The sequence below is a fragment of the Neomicrococcus lactis genome, assembly GCF_014200305.1.
Lineage (GTDB): Bacteria > Actinomycetota > Actinomycetes > Actinomycetales > Micrococcaceae > Neomicrococcus > Neomicrococcus lactis.
Genome location: NZ_JACHBL010000001.1, coordinates 446,215 through 461,662, shown reverse-complemented (window position 1 = coordinate 461,662; position 15,448 = coordinate 446,215). Strand labels below are relative to the sequence as shown.

Annotated in this window: 14 protein-coding genes; 9 read left to right on the top strand and 5 right to left on the bottom strand. The window is 59.4% G+C overall.

What is annotated here, in order from left to right:
- The first annotated feature begins 161 nt into the window (after positions 1-161).
- On the top strand, positions 162-1,058 hold the full coding sequence (locus tag BKA12_RS02170) for a sulfurtransferase (RefSeq protein WP_183640332.1): 897 nt from the start codon (positions 162-164) through the stop codon (positions 1,056-1,058).
- 99 nt (positions 1,059-1,157) lie between these two features.
- Positions 1,158-1,595 carry a SufE family protein gene (locus BKA12_RS02165; protein WP_183644408.1) on the top strand — a complete coding sequence of 146 codons (438 nt, stop codon included), beginning with the start codon at positions 1,158-1,160 and terminating at the stop codon, positions 1,593-1,595.
- Between the two features lie 93 nt (positions 1,596-1,688).
- Here the strand turns inward: BKA12_RS02165 and BKA12_RS02160 are convergent, their stop codons facing one another.
- Positions 1,689-2,966 (bottom strand): alpha/beta hydrolase family protein, encoded by a 1,278-nt coding sequence (locus BKA12_RS02160; protein WP_183640330.1) that lies wholly within the window; start codon positions 2,964-2,966, stop codon positions 1,689-1,691.
- Positions 2,967-3,045: 79 nt separating this feature from the next.
- Here BKA12_RS02160 and msrB point away from each other — a divergent pair, with 79 nt between their 5' ends.
- The 7 genes from msrB (at position 3,046) to BKA12_RS12470 (ending at position 10,882) form a co-directional block, all read left to right on the top strand.
- Positions 3,046-3,459, top strand: coding sequence for a peptide-methionine (R)-S-oxide reductase MsrB (gene msrB, locus BKA12_RS02155; RefSeq protein ID WP_183640329.1), 414 nt, complete (start codon positions 3,046-3,048; stop codon positions 3,457-3,459).
- A 167-nt stretch (positions 3,460-3,626) separates the two neighbouring features.
- Positions 3,627-5,021: a DUF6421 family protein gene (locus BKA12_RS02150; protein WP_183640328.1), complete on the top strand. Its 1,395-nt coding sequence runs from the start codon at positions 3,627-3,629 to the stop codon at positions 5,019-5,021.
- A 38-nt stretch (positions 5,022-5,059) separates the two neighbouring features.
- Entirely contained in the window at positions 5,060-6,157 is a 1,098-nt protein-coding gene (locus BKA12_RS02145; protein WP_183640327.1) for a threonine aldolase family protein, read from the top strand.
- A gap of 38 nt (positions 6,158-6,195) precedes the next feature.
- Positions 6,196-6,822 carry a DUF3000 domain-containing protein gene (locus BKA12_RS02140; RefSeq protein ID WP_183640326.1) on the top strand — a complete coding sequence of 209 codons (627 nt, stop codon included), beginning with the start codon at positions 6,196-6,198 and terminating at the stop codon, positions 6,820-6,822.
- A 3-nt stretch (positions 6,823-6,825) separates the two neighbouring features.
- On the top strand, positions 6,826-8,103 hold the full coding sequence (locus tag BKA12_RS02135) for an HRDC domain-containing protein (RefSeq protein WP_183640325.1): 1,278 nt from the start codon (positions 6,826-6,828) through the stop codon (positions 8,101-8,103).
- A gap of 71 nt (positions 8,104-8,174) precedes the next feature.
- Positions 8,175-10,307, top strand: coding sequence for a 3-hydroxyacyl-CoA dehydrogenase NAD-binding domain-containing protein (locus tag BKA12_RS02130; RefSeq protein ID WP_183640324.1), 2,133 nt, complete (start codon positions 8,175-8,177; stop codon positions 10,305-10,307).
- A gap of 74 nt (positions 10,308-10,381) precedes the next feature.
- Entirely contained in the window at positions 10,382-10,882 is a 501-nt protein-coding gene (locus BKA12_RS12470; RefSeq protein WP_183640323.1) for a Rieske 2Fe-2S domain-containing protein, read from the top strand.
- 38 nt (positions 10,883-10,920) lie between these two features.
- Here BKA12_RS12470 and BKA12_RS02120 read toward each other — a convergent pair whose 3' ends face one another.
- The 4 genes from BKA12_RS02120 to dxs all read right to left on the bottom strand — a co-directional run bounded on the left by BKA12_RS02120 (position 10,921) and on the right by dxs (position 15,247).
- Complete coding sequence (locus BKA12_RS02120) at positions 10,921-11,895, bottom strand: aldo/keto reductase (RefSeq protein WP_183640321.1); 975 nt, start codon at positions 11,893-11,895, stop codon at positions 10,921-10,923.
- Positions 11,896-11,985: 90 nt separating this feature from the next.
- Positions 11,986-12,603 (bottom strand): hypothetical protein, encoded by a 618-nt coding sequence (locus tag BKA12_RS02115; protein ID WP_338087395.1) that lies wholly within the window; start codon positions 12,601-12,603, stop codon positions 11,986-11,988.
- Positions 12,603-13,139: a DUF402 domain-containing protein gene (locus BKA12_RS02110; protein ID WP_183640320.1), complete on the bottom strand. Its 537-nt coding sequence runs from the start codon at positions 13,137-13,139 to the stop codon at positions 12,603-12,605. The genes BKA12_RS02115 and BKA12_RS02110 overlap by 1 nt, the downstream gene beginning before the upstream one ends.
- A gap of 77 nt (positions 13,140-13,216) precedes the next feature.
- On the bottom strand, positions 13,217-15,247 hold the full coding sequence (gene dxs, locus BKA12_RS02105) for a 1-deoxy-D-xylulose-5-phosphate synthase (RefSeq protein ID WP_183640319.1): 2,031 nt from the start codon (positions 15,245-15,247) through the stop codon (positions 13,217-13,219).
- Positions 15,248-15,448 lie beyond the last annotated feature (201 nt).

The window sequence follows — 15,448 nt, the reverse complement described above, 5'->3', positions numbered from 1 at the left end:
TTTACGGGACAGTAGAAAATCGTGGCTCTTTGCCGTGTGGAATGCCGCACGAATTGCCGGCGAGGTTGCCGAGCGTGACGCAACAAGGGAACAACTTAGCCCGCAGGCTGGTTAGTCTGGAGGGAAGAATATGGCGAACGCGCCTCAACGCAGGAGGACTCATGACTGAGACAGCACCCGAGAAGATTTCTGAATACGCACACCCGGACCGGCTTGTCACGACGCAGTGGGTTGCCGAGCACTCTGCCGATGCCAACGTAGTGATCGTGGAGTCCGACGAAGACATTTTGCTCTACGAAACCGGCCACATTCCTGGTGCCGTCAAGATCGACTGGCATACGGATTTGAACGACGACGTCACCCGCGATTACATCAACAGCGAACAGTTCGCTGAGCTCATGGCTTCCAAGGGCATCTCCCGCGACACCACGATTGTGGTGTACGGCGACAAGTCCAACTGGTGGGCAGCCTACGCAATGTGGGTCTTCACCCTCTTTGGCCACGAAGATGTGCGCCTCATGGATGGCGGCCGCGACAAGTGGATCGCCGAGGGTCGCGAGCTCGTTACCGAACGCACCGCGCGCGAGCGCGCTGAATACCCGGTAGTTGAGCGCAACGATGCACCGATCCGCGCTTACTTGCCGCAGGTCAACGACGCCATCGGTTCCATCCCGCTGATCGATGTACGCTCCCCCGAAGAATATTCCGGTGCCCGCACCCATATGCCTGCCTACCCTGAAGAAGGCGCGCTGCGCGGCGGTCACATCCCCACGGCGGCATCTGTGCCGTGGGCCCGTGCTGCCGCCGAAGACGGCACTTTCAAGTCCCGTGCCGAGCTCGAGGCGATCTACCTCGACGAGGCTGGCCTCAAGCCTGGCGAGGACGTCATCGCTTACTGCCGCATCGGCGAGCGCTCAAGCCACACGTGGTTTGTGCTCAAGCACTTGTTGGGCTTCGAAAACGTGCGCAACTACGACGGCTCGTGGACCGAGTGGGGCAACGCTGTGCGCATGCCGATCGTCAAGGGCACCGAGCCCGGCGACGCGCCACAGCGCTAAGGCGTAGCGGCGCGGACGCTCAACGTGAACTGACGCGCCGCTCCCCTAGCTCACTTGCTGACGTACCCAATTGCTCACCACGAAAAGAAGAAGCTACACATCGTGACTACTTTGCCCACCACACTTGCCGAGATTGTTGACGACTTCCAGAACGTCACCGAACGCGAGCGTCTTGAACTCCTGTTGGAGTTCTCCCGAGAGCTCCCGGAGCTGCCCGCCCGTTTGGCAGACCACCCTGAACTTCTGGAACAAGTGGTGGAGTGCCAGTCGCCTCTTTTCTTGACGATTGAGGTGGACGACGACGCAGACCGCACCGTCAACCTGTTCTTCTCCGCCCCGCCAGAAGCTCCGACGACTCGAGGTTTTGCGAGCGTGTTGAACGAAGGCCTCAACGGTCAGCCGGCGCAGATCATCCTGGACGTACCAGATGACATGCCCGAGCAGCTTGGTCTGACGCGAGCCATCACGCCTCTGCGCATGCGCGGCATGACGGCGATGTTGGGGCGCATCAAACGGAAGATCCGCGAAGCGCTCTAACGCAACCGATCTAAACAAGGTGGCCGTGCGGCTAGTGGTTTAACCAACTAGCCGCACGGCCACCTGCATTTTTTTGGACAGCCTGTACGCTATCTACTTGTTTGAAGCTTCCTTGCTCGAAGTTTCGGCAGCGTCGTAGCGCGGATCAACCGGGCGTTTGGCGCTAAAGACCGTGGTCAGCCAGTCCACCACCGTGTGGTGCCAGCGCTCGGGATCAACATTCCATTCGCGCGTGTGGCGTGCTCGCGTGAAGCGCTCGAACGTCACCATCTCCGGGTTCTTCTCGGCCAGTTCCACGGATGGGCCCACGGGAACAAAGTCGTCGTCCTCGCTGTGCAAGATCAGGGTTGGCTTGCGCAGTTCTTCGTGTCGCGCCACCCAGTTCAGCGAAGAGAGGTCCAGCGGCGTGGCCAATCCGGTGATCCACTGGCCAGCTTTGTTGGACAGTAACCACTGACCGTAACGGCCGGAAGCGCTCGGAAGTTTGTTGACACGTGCTTGATGAGCCAGAACGTCGAACCAGTTCACCACCGGTCCCGTCAGCACAAGGGCGCGAATGCGCTGCTGGTGACGGGAGAGGTCAGCTACCTGAAGGCTGATGGCACCGCCCATAGACCAGCCGAACAACACGATGTCTTCGGCCCCATGTTCCAGGGCGTAGTCAATCGCGGAGTCAACGTCTTCCCATTCGGTTGCCCCGAGTCCGTAACGACCATCCGCTGTACGCGGGCCTACACCGTCGTTCCGGTAAGAAATGAGCAACCCCGTCATGCCGAGTGCGGAAATGGTACGCAGCGCACGAATTCCTTCGAGGCGGGTTGCGCCACGGCCGTGGACGCAAATGGCCCACGTGGACGCGCGGTACGTGCCTGGCAAGAGCCATGCCGGCGCTTCGCCTGCGTCGATGGGAATGTTGACATCGCTGACCTCGAAGCCGGCACGTTCCGGAGAATCGTAAACAACGCCTGACCACCAACCACGGACGGCCTTGTAAATGTCCCCCTCGTAAACTTCCTCGATGCGCCGTTGCACCGTGCCTTCGGACGGGACAAATGAGGTGATCTGGCCGATGCGCGCGTGACCGCGGCCCGCGTCCCAGTACAACGAATACGTACCTTCCACGGTGGTTTCGGTGGTGGCCGGGACAATGACGTCTTTGCCCTCGTCCGTCTGCACGACGGCGAGAATCGACAAGTTCTCTTCGCGCTCTTTCGCAGGGGTCACTACTTGGCGCGCGAAATAACCGCCTAAGCCACTGACCGTTCCGGCCGCGAGGGAACCTACGACGGCGCCAACCGCGGCTCCCACAATCCCCCAGCGGTATTTGTGGGCTTTCGACTGCGTACGAGCGGAAAAATTCTTCGATGCCATGTCACTATTCTGCCTGTTTCGGCTGGGTGTGCGGTGCAGGTTGGGGAATCATGTGAGCCGCCAGTACGTTAGACCCGTTATGAGCCCAAAAATTACGAAGACTGACGAGGAATGGCGCGCCGAGCTGAGCCCGCAAGAGTTCCATGTCCTGCGCGAATCCGGAACCGAACGCGCTTACACCGGCGAGTATTGGGATAGCCACGAAGAAGGCGTCTACGCGTGCCGCGCTTGCGGCGCTGAACTCTTCACGAGTCGCGAGAAGTTTGACTCGCACTGTGGCTGGCCGTCCTTCTTTGCCCCGCTTGCTGGCGAATCCGTGCGATACCTCGAAGATGTCACGATGGGCATGAAGCGCATCGAAGTTCGCTGTGCAACGTGTGACTCGCATTTGGGTCACGTCTTTGAAGGCGAAGGCTACCCAACGCCCACTGACCAGCGGTATTGCATCAATTCCGTCTCCTTGACGTTACGACCGAAAGCGCTGGATTCCTAAGTTTTCCACGAGGGGCTGAGCATCAACAATTCTGATGCTTAGCCCCTTTTTCGCGCTCCTTTCCACCCTGAGCCCTACTCTTTTTGTAAGCGATCCCGACACCCGCTGGGACGCAACGAGACCATGAAGAGCAGCCTCTAGGAGAGGCCTGAACTGAGGAGATGACAATGAGCACCGGAATCGTAGAGCGCAACTACACGGGAGCAGACCACGAATCGCTCGCCGCGCACCCGGCATGGATTTCCCTCAAGTCCGCAACGGAAAAGTTGCAGACTCTTCAGGACCGATCCGGCGCTGTTCCAAACGCCGACGACCACGCTGAGGCCAAGGAATTGGTTGCTGTCATGGCATCCTCCGTAGAAGCTCTCGCACCATCTTTGCCACATGATGCCGCATACCTGGAGGCAGTCGTAGTGGACTTGAACAAGTGGGTTGCATCCGGATTCGTTGTCCCAGACTTCTTGGATTCCTTGAACCAGTTCCAGCCACAGCAACAGCGCGTCAATGGCTTGGTGCACTTGGTGCTTTTTCCGATGTACACGCAGAACGGCTCCACCAACCGCCACTTTGAGGCTGTGCTGGCTTCCGTGATCTGGCCAGAGTTCATTGCTGACCTTGAGGCCAAGACCTACACGAACGGCTTGTTCGTTCCTTTGCAGTTCATCGACTTCACCTCGGGCTACGACACCAACTCCGCCGTGTTGTTCCCTGAGTCCGTGGCAATGCGCGAGATCCCCACCTTCACGTGGGGCGCCATCTTCCAGGACCGCGAAGCTGCTCGTTACCGCAAGGTGGTCAAGGCTGCTTCCGCTATCACTCGCTTGGAGTTGCCGGCAGAAGCTCAGGAACTCTTGGAAAATCAGGACCTGGCCACGGAAACCTTCGTGCTTTGGGACCTCATCCACGACCGCTCCCACATGCGCGGCGACCTCCCTTTTGACCCGTTCATGATCAAGCAGCGCATGCCTTACTTCCTCTACTCCCTCGAAGAGTTGCGTTGCGACCTCACGGCTTTCCGCGAGTGCACCATCATCGCCGCTGACGAGACCGCGACCGAAGAAGTGCGCAAGCGTGCACGTTTGGCTCAGTACGCGATCATCTTTGACCGCATCTTCCGATTCGCTCTCACCGGCAAGCGCGTCCGCAACTACGACGCCCTCGGCGGCCAGTTGCTCTTCGCATGGATGCACCAACACGGCGTTCTCCACTGGACGGACACCACCCTGGACTTCGAGTGGGCACGTGTTCCTGAGGTCATCAACGCTCTGGGCGAGCGCATTCACGATCTTTACTGGCGCTCGATTGACCGTCCGAAGATTGTGCACTGGCTTGCTGCCTACGAGCTCATCTCGGCAACGTTGGCTCCACACCCAGCATCTGTCTGGGCCAAGGGCGCTGACGCACTCGAGACCACGGGCGCTCCAGGCCTCATGACGGACCAGGTTCTCGACGACGAATTCCCGCTCTCGATGTTCTACGAAGCATTGAGCAAGAAGCTCGTTGACGTCATCGAGTCCACGGAAGGCATGACGGGCGCTAGCTCGGTAGAGCACGCGCTCTAAGCTCCTGCCGTCCCCACCCCACGCTTCGCTTTCCAACCATGACTGGGAATATGACACACTCTGAAACTGTGATTGAATCTGTGCTCCACGACGTAAATTACCGTTCGTTCGCTTCTGACAACTATTCAGGCGTGCACCCACAAATCCTCGAGGCATTGTCCCGAGCGAATGGCGGTCACGTGTCCGCTTACGGCGCCGACCCGTACACGCATCGCTTTGAAGAGATCATCAAGGGTCACTTCGGCGAGCAGGCCGAGGTCTTCACCGTCTTCAACGGCACGGGAGCCAATGTCACCGCACTTCAGGCCATGTTGCCTCGTTGGGGAGCAGTCATTTGCACCACCAACTCCCACATCCACGTGGATGAGGGTGGCGCTCCGGAGAAGGTCGGCGGCTTCAAGCTCCTGCCGATCGAAACGCCGGATGGAAAGCTCACTCCCGAGTTCATTGACAAAGAAGCGTGGGGTTGGGGCGACGAGCATCGTTCTCAGCCGCTCGTGGTGGAGCTGACGCAGTCCACCGAAGTCGGCACGCTGTACACGCCGGATGAGATCAAGGCGATCACCGATCACGCACACTCTAAGGGCATGAAGGTCTACGCCGACGGCGCGCGTCTCTCCAACGCCGCCGCAGCGCTTGGACTGGGCTTCAAGGAGTTCACCACGGACGTGGGCCTGGATGCCATCTCCCTCGGCGGCACCAAGAACGGCCTCATGTTTGGCGAGTCCATTGTGGTCCTCACCCCTGACGCCGCACCGGGACTCGCGTACGGACGCAAGTTCAACATGCAGCTCGCCTCGAAGCTTCGCTTCGCGTCGGCCCAGCTCATTGAAATGTTTGGCACGGATCTATGGCTTCGCAATGCGCAGCAAGCGAATGCTATGGCACAAAAATTGAGCAACGCCGTCGTACAGCTTGATGGCATTGAACTGACGCAGAAAACGGAAGCCAACGCCGTCTTCGCGAAGATCAATCCTGCAGTCGCAGACAAGGTGCGCGAGAACTACGCGTTCTACGACTGGGATCTGCAGAACGAAGAAGTGCGCTGGATGTGCTCTTTCGATACCACGGAAGAAGACATCAACGGCTTCGTGGAGTGCTTGAAGTCCGCGCTCGGCGGCGCGCCTCGTTCTTAGTGTCATAGTGCGGATCTAAAGTGGCAAGAGTGACGGCGATGAGTGGCGTTTCCCCTGCTTCTTCAGTGTTTCGGTCCGCATTACGAGCCCTTAAAACGGCGCAGTGCCGGCCGGAACTTGTGCTGACTGAAATTCCCGCGCCGGCACGTCTTGCACCCTTCTCGGTAGCCCTCGCCGCCGATCTTTTTGAGTCTCCTCTCCCCCCGCACGCGCATCAGGCTTTTGCCGGCGGCGATCAGCCGGACATCATGCCTGAAGAACTAGCCACGGGCCGCTTCATCTTGTTGCATGACCCCGCCGGATCTCCTGTATGGGGCGGGGATTTCCGCGTCGTCACTTATATCCGCGCTCGGCTTGAGCCGGAAATGGGACAGGACGCCCTCTTGGGCTCTGTCGCGTGGACGTGGCTCGTGGAAGCTCTGGAAGAAAACGGCGCTTCCTACTCCCGCGCAGGAGGCACTGCGACGCGCGTTCTTTCGGAGAATTTTGGTTCTTTGGAGGATCGGGAAGACAATATCGATATTGAATTGCGTGCGTCTTGGACGCCCACTTCAGACGATTTTGGTAGGCATCTCGAAGCATGGACCCACATGGTCTGCAGCTTTGGCGGGTTGCCGCCGCTTCCCGAAGGAGTAACTGCGCTTCCCCGCCGGCGCCTGACCTGACCCGTGACTTCCACTTCAGATTTTAAGTACGACGACGCCGCCCCCGAAAGTGCCGACGGTTCCGTTGAGCGAACCCTCGTTGACCTGACTGAACCCCGCGACGGGGTTCCTTTTGTTATTGACACGCAGCGCGGATTGGACCGTGCGGCCGAGGCTTTGGCCGCCGGCACCGGTCCCGCGGGCGTGGACGCCGAGCGAGCCTCCGGTTTCCGCTACGGGCAGCGAGCCTTCTTGGTCCAGATTCGGCGCGAAGGCGCAGGTACGTGGCTCATCGATCCCGAGGCTTTTTCCGGGCTGGAAATCATCAACGAGTCTTTGAGCGGTGTGGAGTGGATTCTTCATGCCGCGATGCAGGACCTTCCGTGCTTGGCCGAGCAAGGCATGCGCCCGGATGCGTTGTTTGATACCGAGCTCGCGGCACGCCTAGCTGGTTTGCCGAAGGTGGGGCTTGCGGCCGTCGTGGAGCATTTCCTGGGGCTGCGGCTTGCTAAGGAACACTCCGCCGCGGACTGGTCCAAGCGCCCTCTCCCCGAGCCGTGGTTGCGCTATGCCGCGCTGGACGTCGAAGTGTTGGACGAGCTGCGTGACGGCTTGACCGAGTTGTTGGATCAGCAGGGAAAGCTGGATTTTGCGCTCGAAGAATTTGAAGCGATTCGCACGTCGCCTCTTCCCGGACCCCGCGAGGATCCGTGGCGCCGCACTTCTGGAATTCATTCGATTCGCGACCGCCGACAGCTTGCCACCGTACGGGCTTTGTGGGAAGAGCGCGAGAATCTGGCGCAGCGGCGTGACACCGCCCCCGGAAAGTTGCTGCCGGATGCCGCGATTGTTGCCGCTGCAAAGGCGATGCCTTCTTCTGTTCCGGAACTGCTCAAGACGCACGGCTTTGCTGGCCGCGCCGCCAAGACCGAGGCGCCGCGCTGGGTCACTGCAATCCAGTCCGCTAAGAAGCTACGTTCCTTGCCACCGTTGACGGTGCCTAACACTGCTCCGCCACCGCCACGCTTCTGGGCTGATCGCAATCCGGAAGCTGCACGTCGCCTCAACACTGCCAGGGCTCGAGTGGGCTTGGCAGCAGAGAAGTTGAACATGCCTACCGAGAATCTTCTGCAGCCGGACACACTGCGCCGACTCGCATGGACTCCCCCGGAGCCCATCACTCCGGAGTCCATCGAAGCAGCCTTGCGCGAGCGCGGGGCTCGAGAGTGGCAAATTCGCGTCACATCGCCGATTATTACGGTTGCTTTCCTCGACCCGGAGCCTCTTCCTGAGAAAGACTAGGTGTGTCTTGCCCCACTTGTTACTAATGAGTAACATGATGTGGAGCACATACCTATAGCTTGGGAGCAACCTTGTCTTCAGCGTTTGATCAGTACCAGCACCTCACTGCTCTGGTACCCAACGAAATCGTCACCCACTCGATCATCACCGACGTCACTCTTCCCAACGGTGGGGTCTTGGCGCTGTTGACTCTGGACAACGGCTTGGATGCCAAGAAGCCCACTACCTTGGGACCGGCCACGCTGATTGAGCTGGGTAAGACTCTCGAGGCTCAGCGCGAGCGCGCAGCCGCTGGCGAAATCGTAGCTTTGGCGGTTACTGGCAAGCCCGGCTTCTTGGTAGCCGGCGCTGATCTCACCTCCGTGGCTGCGTTGAAGACTGAGCAGGACGGCCGCGATATTGCGCAGGTGGGCCACGATGCGTACGCGATCCTGAATGACCTCGGCGTCCCAACTTTCGCTTTCATCAATGGCATTGCACTCGGTGGCGGCTTGGAAATTGCTCTGGCCGCTAACTACCGCACGGTGTCTCAGCGCGCCGCCGGCCTCGGTTTGCCAGAAGCGTTCATCGGTCTAGTCCCTGGCTGGGGCGGCGTCTACCGCTTGCCTCGCCTCATCGGCGCCGACGCTGCGCTTGAGATCATGATCAAGAATCCGCTCAACAACAACCGTTCTATCAACGGCCCGAAGGCTTTCGAGCTGGGTATTGCGGACGCGATCTTCCCTGCCGAAGATTTCGTAAACGACTCCATTGAATGGGCCGCTGGTGTGCTCTCCGGTTCCGTGACGGTGAAGCGCGCGAACGCTGCGGATCCTGAATCCAATAACGACGACGCCGCTCGCTTCCGTGAGGCCATTGCGGCCGGGCACTCCTTCATTGCCCAGAAAAACTGGGGCATGGCACCCGCCCCTTCGAAGGTGCTGGAAGTCTGGGAAGCTGGCATCGGAAAGACTCAGAAGGAGTCAGCGGACCTCGAGGTAGCCGCGCTTGCTGAGCTCATGCAGACGCCGCAGTTCAAGGACACGGTCTACTCCTTCGTGGATCTCGTGCAGAAGCGCGGCAAGCGCCCTGCGGGCGCTCCTGACGCCTCGCTGGCCCTGCCGATCAACAAGGTAGGCGTGGTGGGAGCCGGCCTGATGGCTTCGCAGCTTGCACTGTTGTTCGTTACCAATCTCCGCGTCCCTGTGGTCATCACCGACATGGATCAAGAGCGCGTGGACAAGGGCCTCTCCTACATCCGTGGCGAGTTGGACAAGTCCGTTGCCAAGGGCCGCCTTCACGGTGAGGCTGCCGAGCAGCTGAAGTCCCTGGTTTCCGGTTCTGTCAGCAAGGACGTCTACGCTGACGCGGACTTCATCATCGAGGCCGTGTTTGAAGAGTTGGCGGTCAAGAAGCAGGTCTTCGCCGAGGTGGAGGCTGTAGCGCGTCCAGACGCGATCCTAGCCACCAACACGTCAAGCCTTTCCGTGACGGCCATGGCCGAGGACTTGAAGCACCCAGAGCGTTTGGTGGGCTTCCACTTCTTCAACCCTGTTGCTGTCATGCCATTGGTTGAGGTGGTTCGTGCGCCTCACTCCACGGATGAAGTCATTGCTACCGCCTTTGCGTTGGCCAAGAATCTCCGCAAGACCGCGGTTCTGGTCAAGGACTCTGCAGCCTTCGTGGTCAACCGTGTGCTATTGCGCTTGATGGGCGAAGTGTCCAACGCTTTTGATGACGGCACGGACGCCGCCGTCGCCGATCAAGCTTTGGATCCTATGGGCCTTCCCATGACGCCGTTTACCCTCGCAGGAGTGGTGGGACTGCCGGTTGCACAGCACGTCACCGAGTCCTTGCATGCCGCCTTCGGCGATCGCTTCCGCGTGTCAGCGAACCAACAGACGCTCATCGATAACGGCGTGAAGGCGCTGTGGGCCAAGGATGAAAACGGTGGCCAGCACGTGCCGCAGTCCACGTTGGATCTGTTGACGTTCGGCAACACGCCTAGCACTTCTGAGGGGCTCCTCACCCGCACGCAGGATGCGCTCGCGCAAGAGATCGGAATGCTGCTGGATGAGGGCGTTGTCGCAGGGCCTGAGGACGTGGACTTGTGCATGATTCTCGGCGCCGGATGGCCGATGCACATGGGTGGCATCACGCCGTACCTGGACCGCGTTGGCGCCTCTGAACGTGTTAACGGAAAGAAGTTCCACCCGAACCGTTAATTTCGAAGTTCGTCCTGAGTGTTTTCACAAGGTCCTCCCGGTACGCTGGCTCCAGTAAAACCGAGGAGGGCCTTGTGAGCTTAACGAACCAAGAACCGCATGATGCAAAAGAGAACGACGGAACCTGTGAGGGCTGCACCTCTCGCCGCCACCTATTGACGGTCTCTTCCCTCGCTGGAGTTACCACTCTGGGACTGGCAGCTTGCGGGTCCTCAAACGCCGCCAGCCAGTCATCGACGGCAGCAGCACCAGCGTCCCCCACAGGAGAGGCCACCGTGGCTATACCTCTCTCAGACCTTGCTGTGGGTGCCAAAGGCACAGCCAAACTCGACGGCGGTCGATCCTACTTGTTTTACCGTGTGTCTGAAACCGACATCAAGGCATACCGAGCCGTCTGCACCCACGCGGGATGCTTGGTAGAAGTAGGCGCGGACAAGGACTTCGCTTGCCCGTGCCATGGCTCAATGTTTGACCCTGCCACCGGAGCACCGACAGCTGGGCCAGCGCCTTCCGCGCTCGCGGCCTATCCTGCGGGCGTTGAGGGGTCAAACGTCGTGATCTATCTCGAGGGCTAGCGGTAGCTCACGGCCACCGCTAGCAGGAGAAGTGACCGCTAGAACAGCGCGATCTTTTGCACCTTAGGGAAGATCTCGTCGAGCTCGAAAAGATCCTCAGCTGATGGCACCCACGAGACGGCCTGAGCGTTCTGCTGGATCTGCTCAGGCTTCGTGGCACCGGCGATAACGCTGGCCACGGCTGGCTGCGCGGCAAGCCAAGAGAACGCAATCTCAAGTTCCGTCTTGCCGCGAGCAGCAGCAAATTCGCCGAACTTCTTCAATTGTTCAAAGTCCGCATCGGTCAACAAATTAGTACGCGAATGCGTGAGGCGGCTACCTTCTGGAGCCTTACCTTCGGAGTACTTACCAGTCAACAAGCCATTGGCCAGTGGGAAGTACGGCAGAACTCCGAGCCCGAACTCGTCGGCGGCAGGAATCACTTCAAGTTCAGCCCGGCGATCGAGCAAGTTGTAGTGGTTCTGCGAGGAGACGAATCGAGTTGCGCCCAGTTCACGAGCAACGTATTCAGCCTGAGCGATCTGCCAGCCAGCACGGTTCGAGTGTCCAACATACCGAATCTTTCCAGCGCGGATGAGGTCGTCCAGGGCGGCGATGGTCTCGTCTATCGGGGTGGAATTGTCCGGCGTGTGGAACTGGTAGAGGTCGATGTAGTCCATATCGAGCCGACGCAACGAAGCCTCAACAGCAGTCCGGATGTACTTCCGGGAGCCGCGTGCACCAAAATCTGGCCCGTTAGCACCCTGCATGTCCATGCCAAACTTCGTGGCAACGATGGCTTCCTCGCGACGCCCCTTGAGCGCAGCGCCCAGTCGTTCCTCGGAGAGACCTGGCGTCTTGCCATAGACATCCGCCGAGTCGAAGAGCGTCACACCAGCATCGAGCGCTGCATGAATGACAGCGTTCGTGCCCTCTTGGGACTCCGTGACAGTGCCAGCACGGCCAAGGTTATTGCAGCCGAGACCAACTACCGAAACGGTGAGGCCCGAGCGTCCAAGACGGCGATATTCCATGGCTGTTCTCCAGTCTGTCGTGAACTTTAGAGTCCGAAGTGAGATGTAGAGGCGGTAGAGAGTGATGCCCCAACGAGCACTAGGCGGGGTTTAGTCAAGCGTGAAAGGCTCGGTGGCTGGGAGCGGGTGACGCTGCTTGAGCTGGTCAAGAGCGTTGAAAGGTGCGACGGCGATGCGCAACTTTGTGGGATCCAACTTTGCGTCGCGAGAGATCGTCTTCAAAGCATTGATGGTGGTCTTTGCATCCGGGGTCAGAATCCGGAGGTTGAGCTTCCATGGGGCAAAGTCGCTGGACTCAACGGTGCCCAACCCACGCCATGCCAAGTGGTTCGAGAACTCGCGGCGAGCGTTGGTCTGCAGCGAGATGTCGCGGTCAGTACCTTCCTTGGTCTTCAACGCAAACTGAGCGATAACCCAGAACTGCTCATCGTCGGCGAGTTCGCGGTATCCGTCTTCGGTGCTCTGCTCTATGAACCCAGCGAAAAGTTCCTTGGCACGTTCAGCGCTGACGTTCTCTTCTTGAGACGTCTTGGAGACATGTCCCACGGTGCCGTGGTTGACGACGAACTGACGCTGAGCATCGACCTCTTCTTCGGAGCTCTCGGCGTCTGTAGCGTCAGCGAGATCTTCGATGGGGTCTTCGTACCAAGCTTCGCGGAACAGCTTGTTGCCCTTGTTGTCGGTCTTGTACATTCTCACAATAGGCACTAGCTGTGTTCCTCTCGATTGGTGGCGTGCAGCGTTCTGCCACGCTCAAACCATGTAGTTGAAACAGTACCGAAGGGTTCGATCCCGTCGCGTACTTGCTGATAAACCTGTTGGGCTGTCTCGCGCATCTCTGCGGTCAGCGCGGTGGGGTACTCAAATTTCACGATGTGCTCTTCGAACTCATCTTCATCATCAATGAAGACACCGTGCTTGATAGACCTAATCACGTCTAAATCCATGTCCACGGAATTCACTTCCCAGCCGTGACGCATCCTGAGCCACCCAATCTCCGTGCTCATATCAACGTAGACCCGAAAGTCGCGCGGATATTGCTCGTCGTAAAAGGTTGCTACCCAGCTGCCCTCATGTGGGATCAAGCACATAGCGTCCCCATCGGCAATAAACGCGAGGCTAGGACGAGCCACGAGCGTCCCCGACGGCTGGTAAATCCAGTGCCCGTGACTGTCAGCGCCGACGTATTCTCCTTGGACTACCCAGTGCGCGCCGCCGTCGTACTTCCAAGCGCGCGCAACCACCAACTCACCTACGGCGGGTGAGTCCTCTCCCCCACGGAGATCTTGTGGCAGCCCACTCGGCATGACCGACGGGCGCGTCACAGCTGCGGAATCTGGCCGGTAGGGATGCCGTGACCAGGAAGCGGACGGGCGAAGGGAACCTTGGTGCCCAGAACCTGAGCGAGCGTGTCCTGCGCGATCTTCTGAGGCGTCAGTCCTGCCTTCTCAAGAACCTGCGAACGCGTGCCGTGAGCCAAGAACTCGGTAGGCAGACCAACTTCATTCAAGGCCGTGTCCACGCCTGCGCTGCGCATCTCTTGGCGGATCCGAGAACCCACGCCACCGGCGCGCACGCCGTCCTCCAGGACGACCACAATGCGGTGCCGCGCGGCCAGCGCAACGATGGAGCGAGGCACGGGCAGGACCCAACGAGGATCCACGACGGTTGAGGTGATTCCTTGCGCACGTAAGCGTTCGGCCACATCAAGCGCCAGTTCAGCGAAGGAGCCGACGGCGACCAGCAGCACATCGCGCTCGTGGGACGGGTTCTGACCGTTCTTGTCGGTCTCTTCGGTAAAGGGAGTGTCCTTAGCGTCTGCGCCGTCGAGATTCGTCTCGGAGAGCACATCAACACCGTCATGGAGACGGCGGATCGCTTCGATCTCTTTACCGACGGAGCCCTTTGAATAGCGGACCACGGTAGGTGCATCGTTGACGTTGACTGCTTCACGCAACTCTTCGCGCAGACGATCAGCGTCACGAGGCGCGGCAACATGAACGCCAGGGATGGACTGCACAAGCGCCATGTCCCACATGCCGTGGTGGCTCGCGCCATCCGGGCCAGTCACGCCCGCACGGTCGAGCACAATGGTCACGCCTGCTTTATGCAAAGCGACGTCCATGAGCAGCTGGTCAAAGGCGCGGTTGAGGAACGTCGCGTAAAGAGCCACGACTGGGTGCAAGCCGCCAAAGGCAAGGCCAGCTGCCGAGGTCAGAGCGTGCTGTTCGGCAATTCCGACATCGATCACGCGATCCGGGTGGCGAGTGGCCATCTCCTTGAGACCCACGGGAATCAGCATGGCACCAGTTATACCCACGATGTCCGGGCGTTCGTCGGCGATCTTCGCGATCTCCTCGCCGAAGACGCTGGTCCAGGACTGGGCGCCGGGTTCGTCGCGAGGCAAGCCCGTCTCTGGGTTGATGACTCCGACCGCGTGGAATTGGTCTTCTTCGTTGGCCCGAGCCGGCGCGTAACCGCGGCCCTTTTCCGTCATCGCATGCACGATCACGGGACCTTCAAAGTTCTTTGCCTGCAGCAAGCCCTCTTCGAGGTGCTGCAACGAGTGACCGTCGAGTGGGCCAATGTACTTCATACCCAAGTCTTCGAAGAGGCCTTGGGGAGCCCACCAGTCCTTGATGCCCTTCTTCGCGGCGTGCAGACCCTTGTAGACCATCTGGCCGGGCATCCCACCGTTTTGCAGGCGGCCCTTCCACCAGTCCAAGGTTCCTTCGTACGCGCGGTGCGTCCGGACCTTGTCGATAGTTTGACGCAAGCTGGCCAAGTGATCCGCGAGACCGCCGATGGTGGGCGCGTAAGAGCGGCCATTGTCATTGACAATGATGACCACCTTGCGGTTCCGGTCTGCAGCAATATTGTTGATTGCTTCCCACGCCATACCGCCTGTGAGCGCGCCGTCGCCAATGACCACTACCGTCCAGCGGTCGTTCTCACCATTGAGTTGGCGAGCCCGCGAAATACCCTCGGCCCACGAGAGCGAGCTGGAAGCGTGAGAGGACTCCACGACGTCGTGCACCGACTCCGCGCGTTCCGGGTAGCCCGAAAGCCCACCCTCCTGACGCAAGGTCTCAAAATTCTGGCGGCCAGTAACCAACTTGTGCACGTACGACTGGTGCCCGGTATCAAAAATGATGGTGTCTTTAGGCGAATCGAAAATCCGGTGCATCGCCAAGGTCAGCTCCACTACGCCCAAATTTGGACCCAAGTGACCGCCTACTTTGGAAACCTTCTCAATGAGGAACTGGCGAATTTCTGCCGCCAACTGCTCGAGTTCGGGCAACGTCAGGGAACGAAGATCTTTGGGTTCGTGAATATTGGGGAGTAGACCCACCGGTGTAATTCCTTTCGGGCGCTCCTGCGCGCGGACAACCTAATACTTCTGAAAAACAGTCAACGTCCATGTGCGGCACGCAGGCGTTCGTCAATTTTACCGCTAAGTACCTAGAACGTGGGGTGAACTGAAATCACTGCCCTAGTTGTCATTATCTGCAGCGTCAGCACTAGACCGATGGAGCACCTATATTTCGATGAT

Coding starts and splice junctions, on each gene's coding strand:
- BKA12_RS02170 (WP_183640332.1), top strand. CDS start 162: ATGACTGAGACAGCACCCGAGAAGATTTCTGAATACGCACACCCGGAC.
- BKA12_RS02160 (WP_183640330.1), bottom strand. CDS start 2,966: ATGGCATCGAAGAATTTTTCCGCTCGTACGCAGTCGAAAGCCCACAAA.
- msrB (WP_183640329.1), top strand. CDS start 3,046: ATGAGCCCAAAAATTACGAAGACTGACGAGGAATGGCGCGCCGAGCTG.
- BKA12_RS02150 (WP_183640328.1), top strand. CDS start 3,627: ATGAGCACCGGAATCGTAGAGCGCAACTACACGGGAGCAGACCACGAA.
- BKA12_RS02145 (WP_183640327.1), top strand. CDS start 5,060: ATGACTGGGAATATGACACACTCTGAAACTGTGATTGAATCTGTGCTC.
- BKA12_RS02140 (WP_183640326.1), top strand. CDS start 6,196: ATGAGTGGCGTTTCCCCTGCTTCTTCAGTGTTTCGGTCCGCATTACGA.
- BKA12_RS02120 (WP_183640321.1), bottom strand. CDS start 11,895: ATGGAATATCGCCGTCTTGGACGCTCGGGCCTCACCGTTTCGGTAGTT.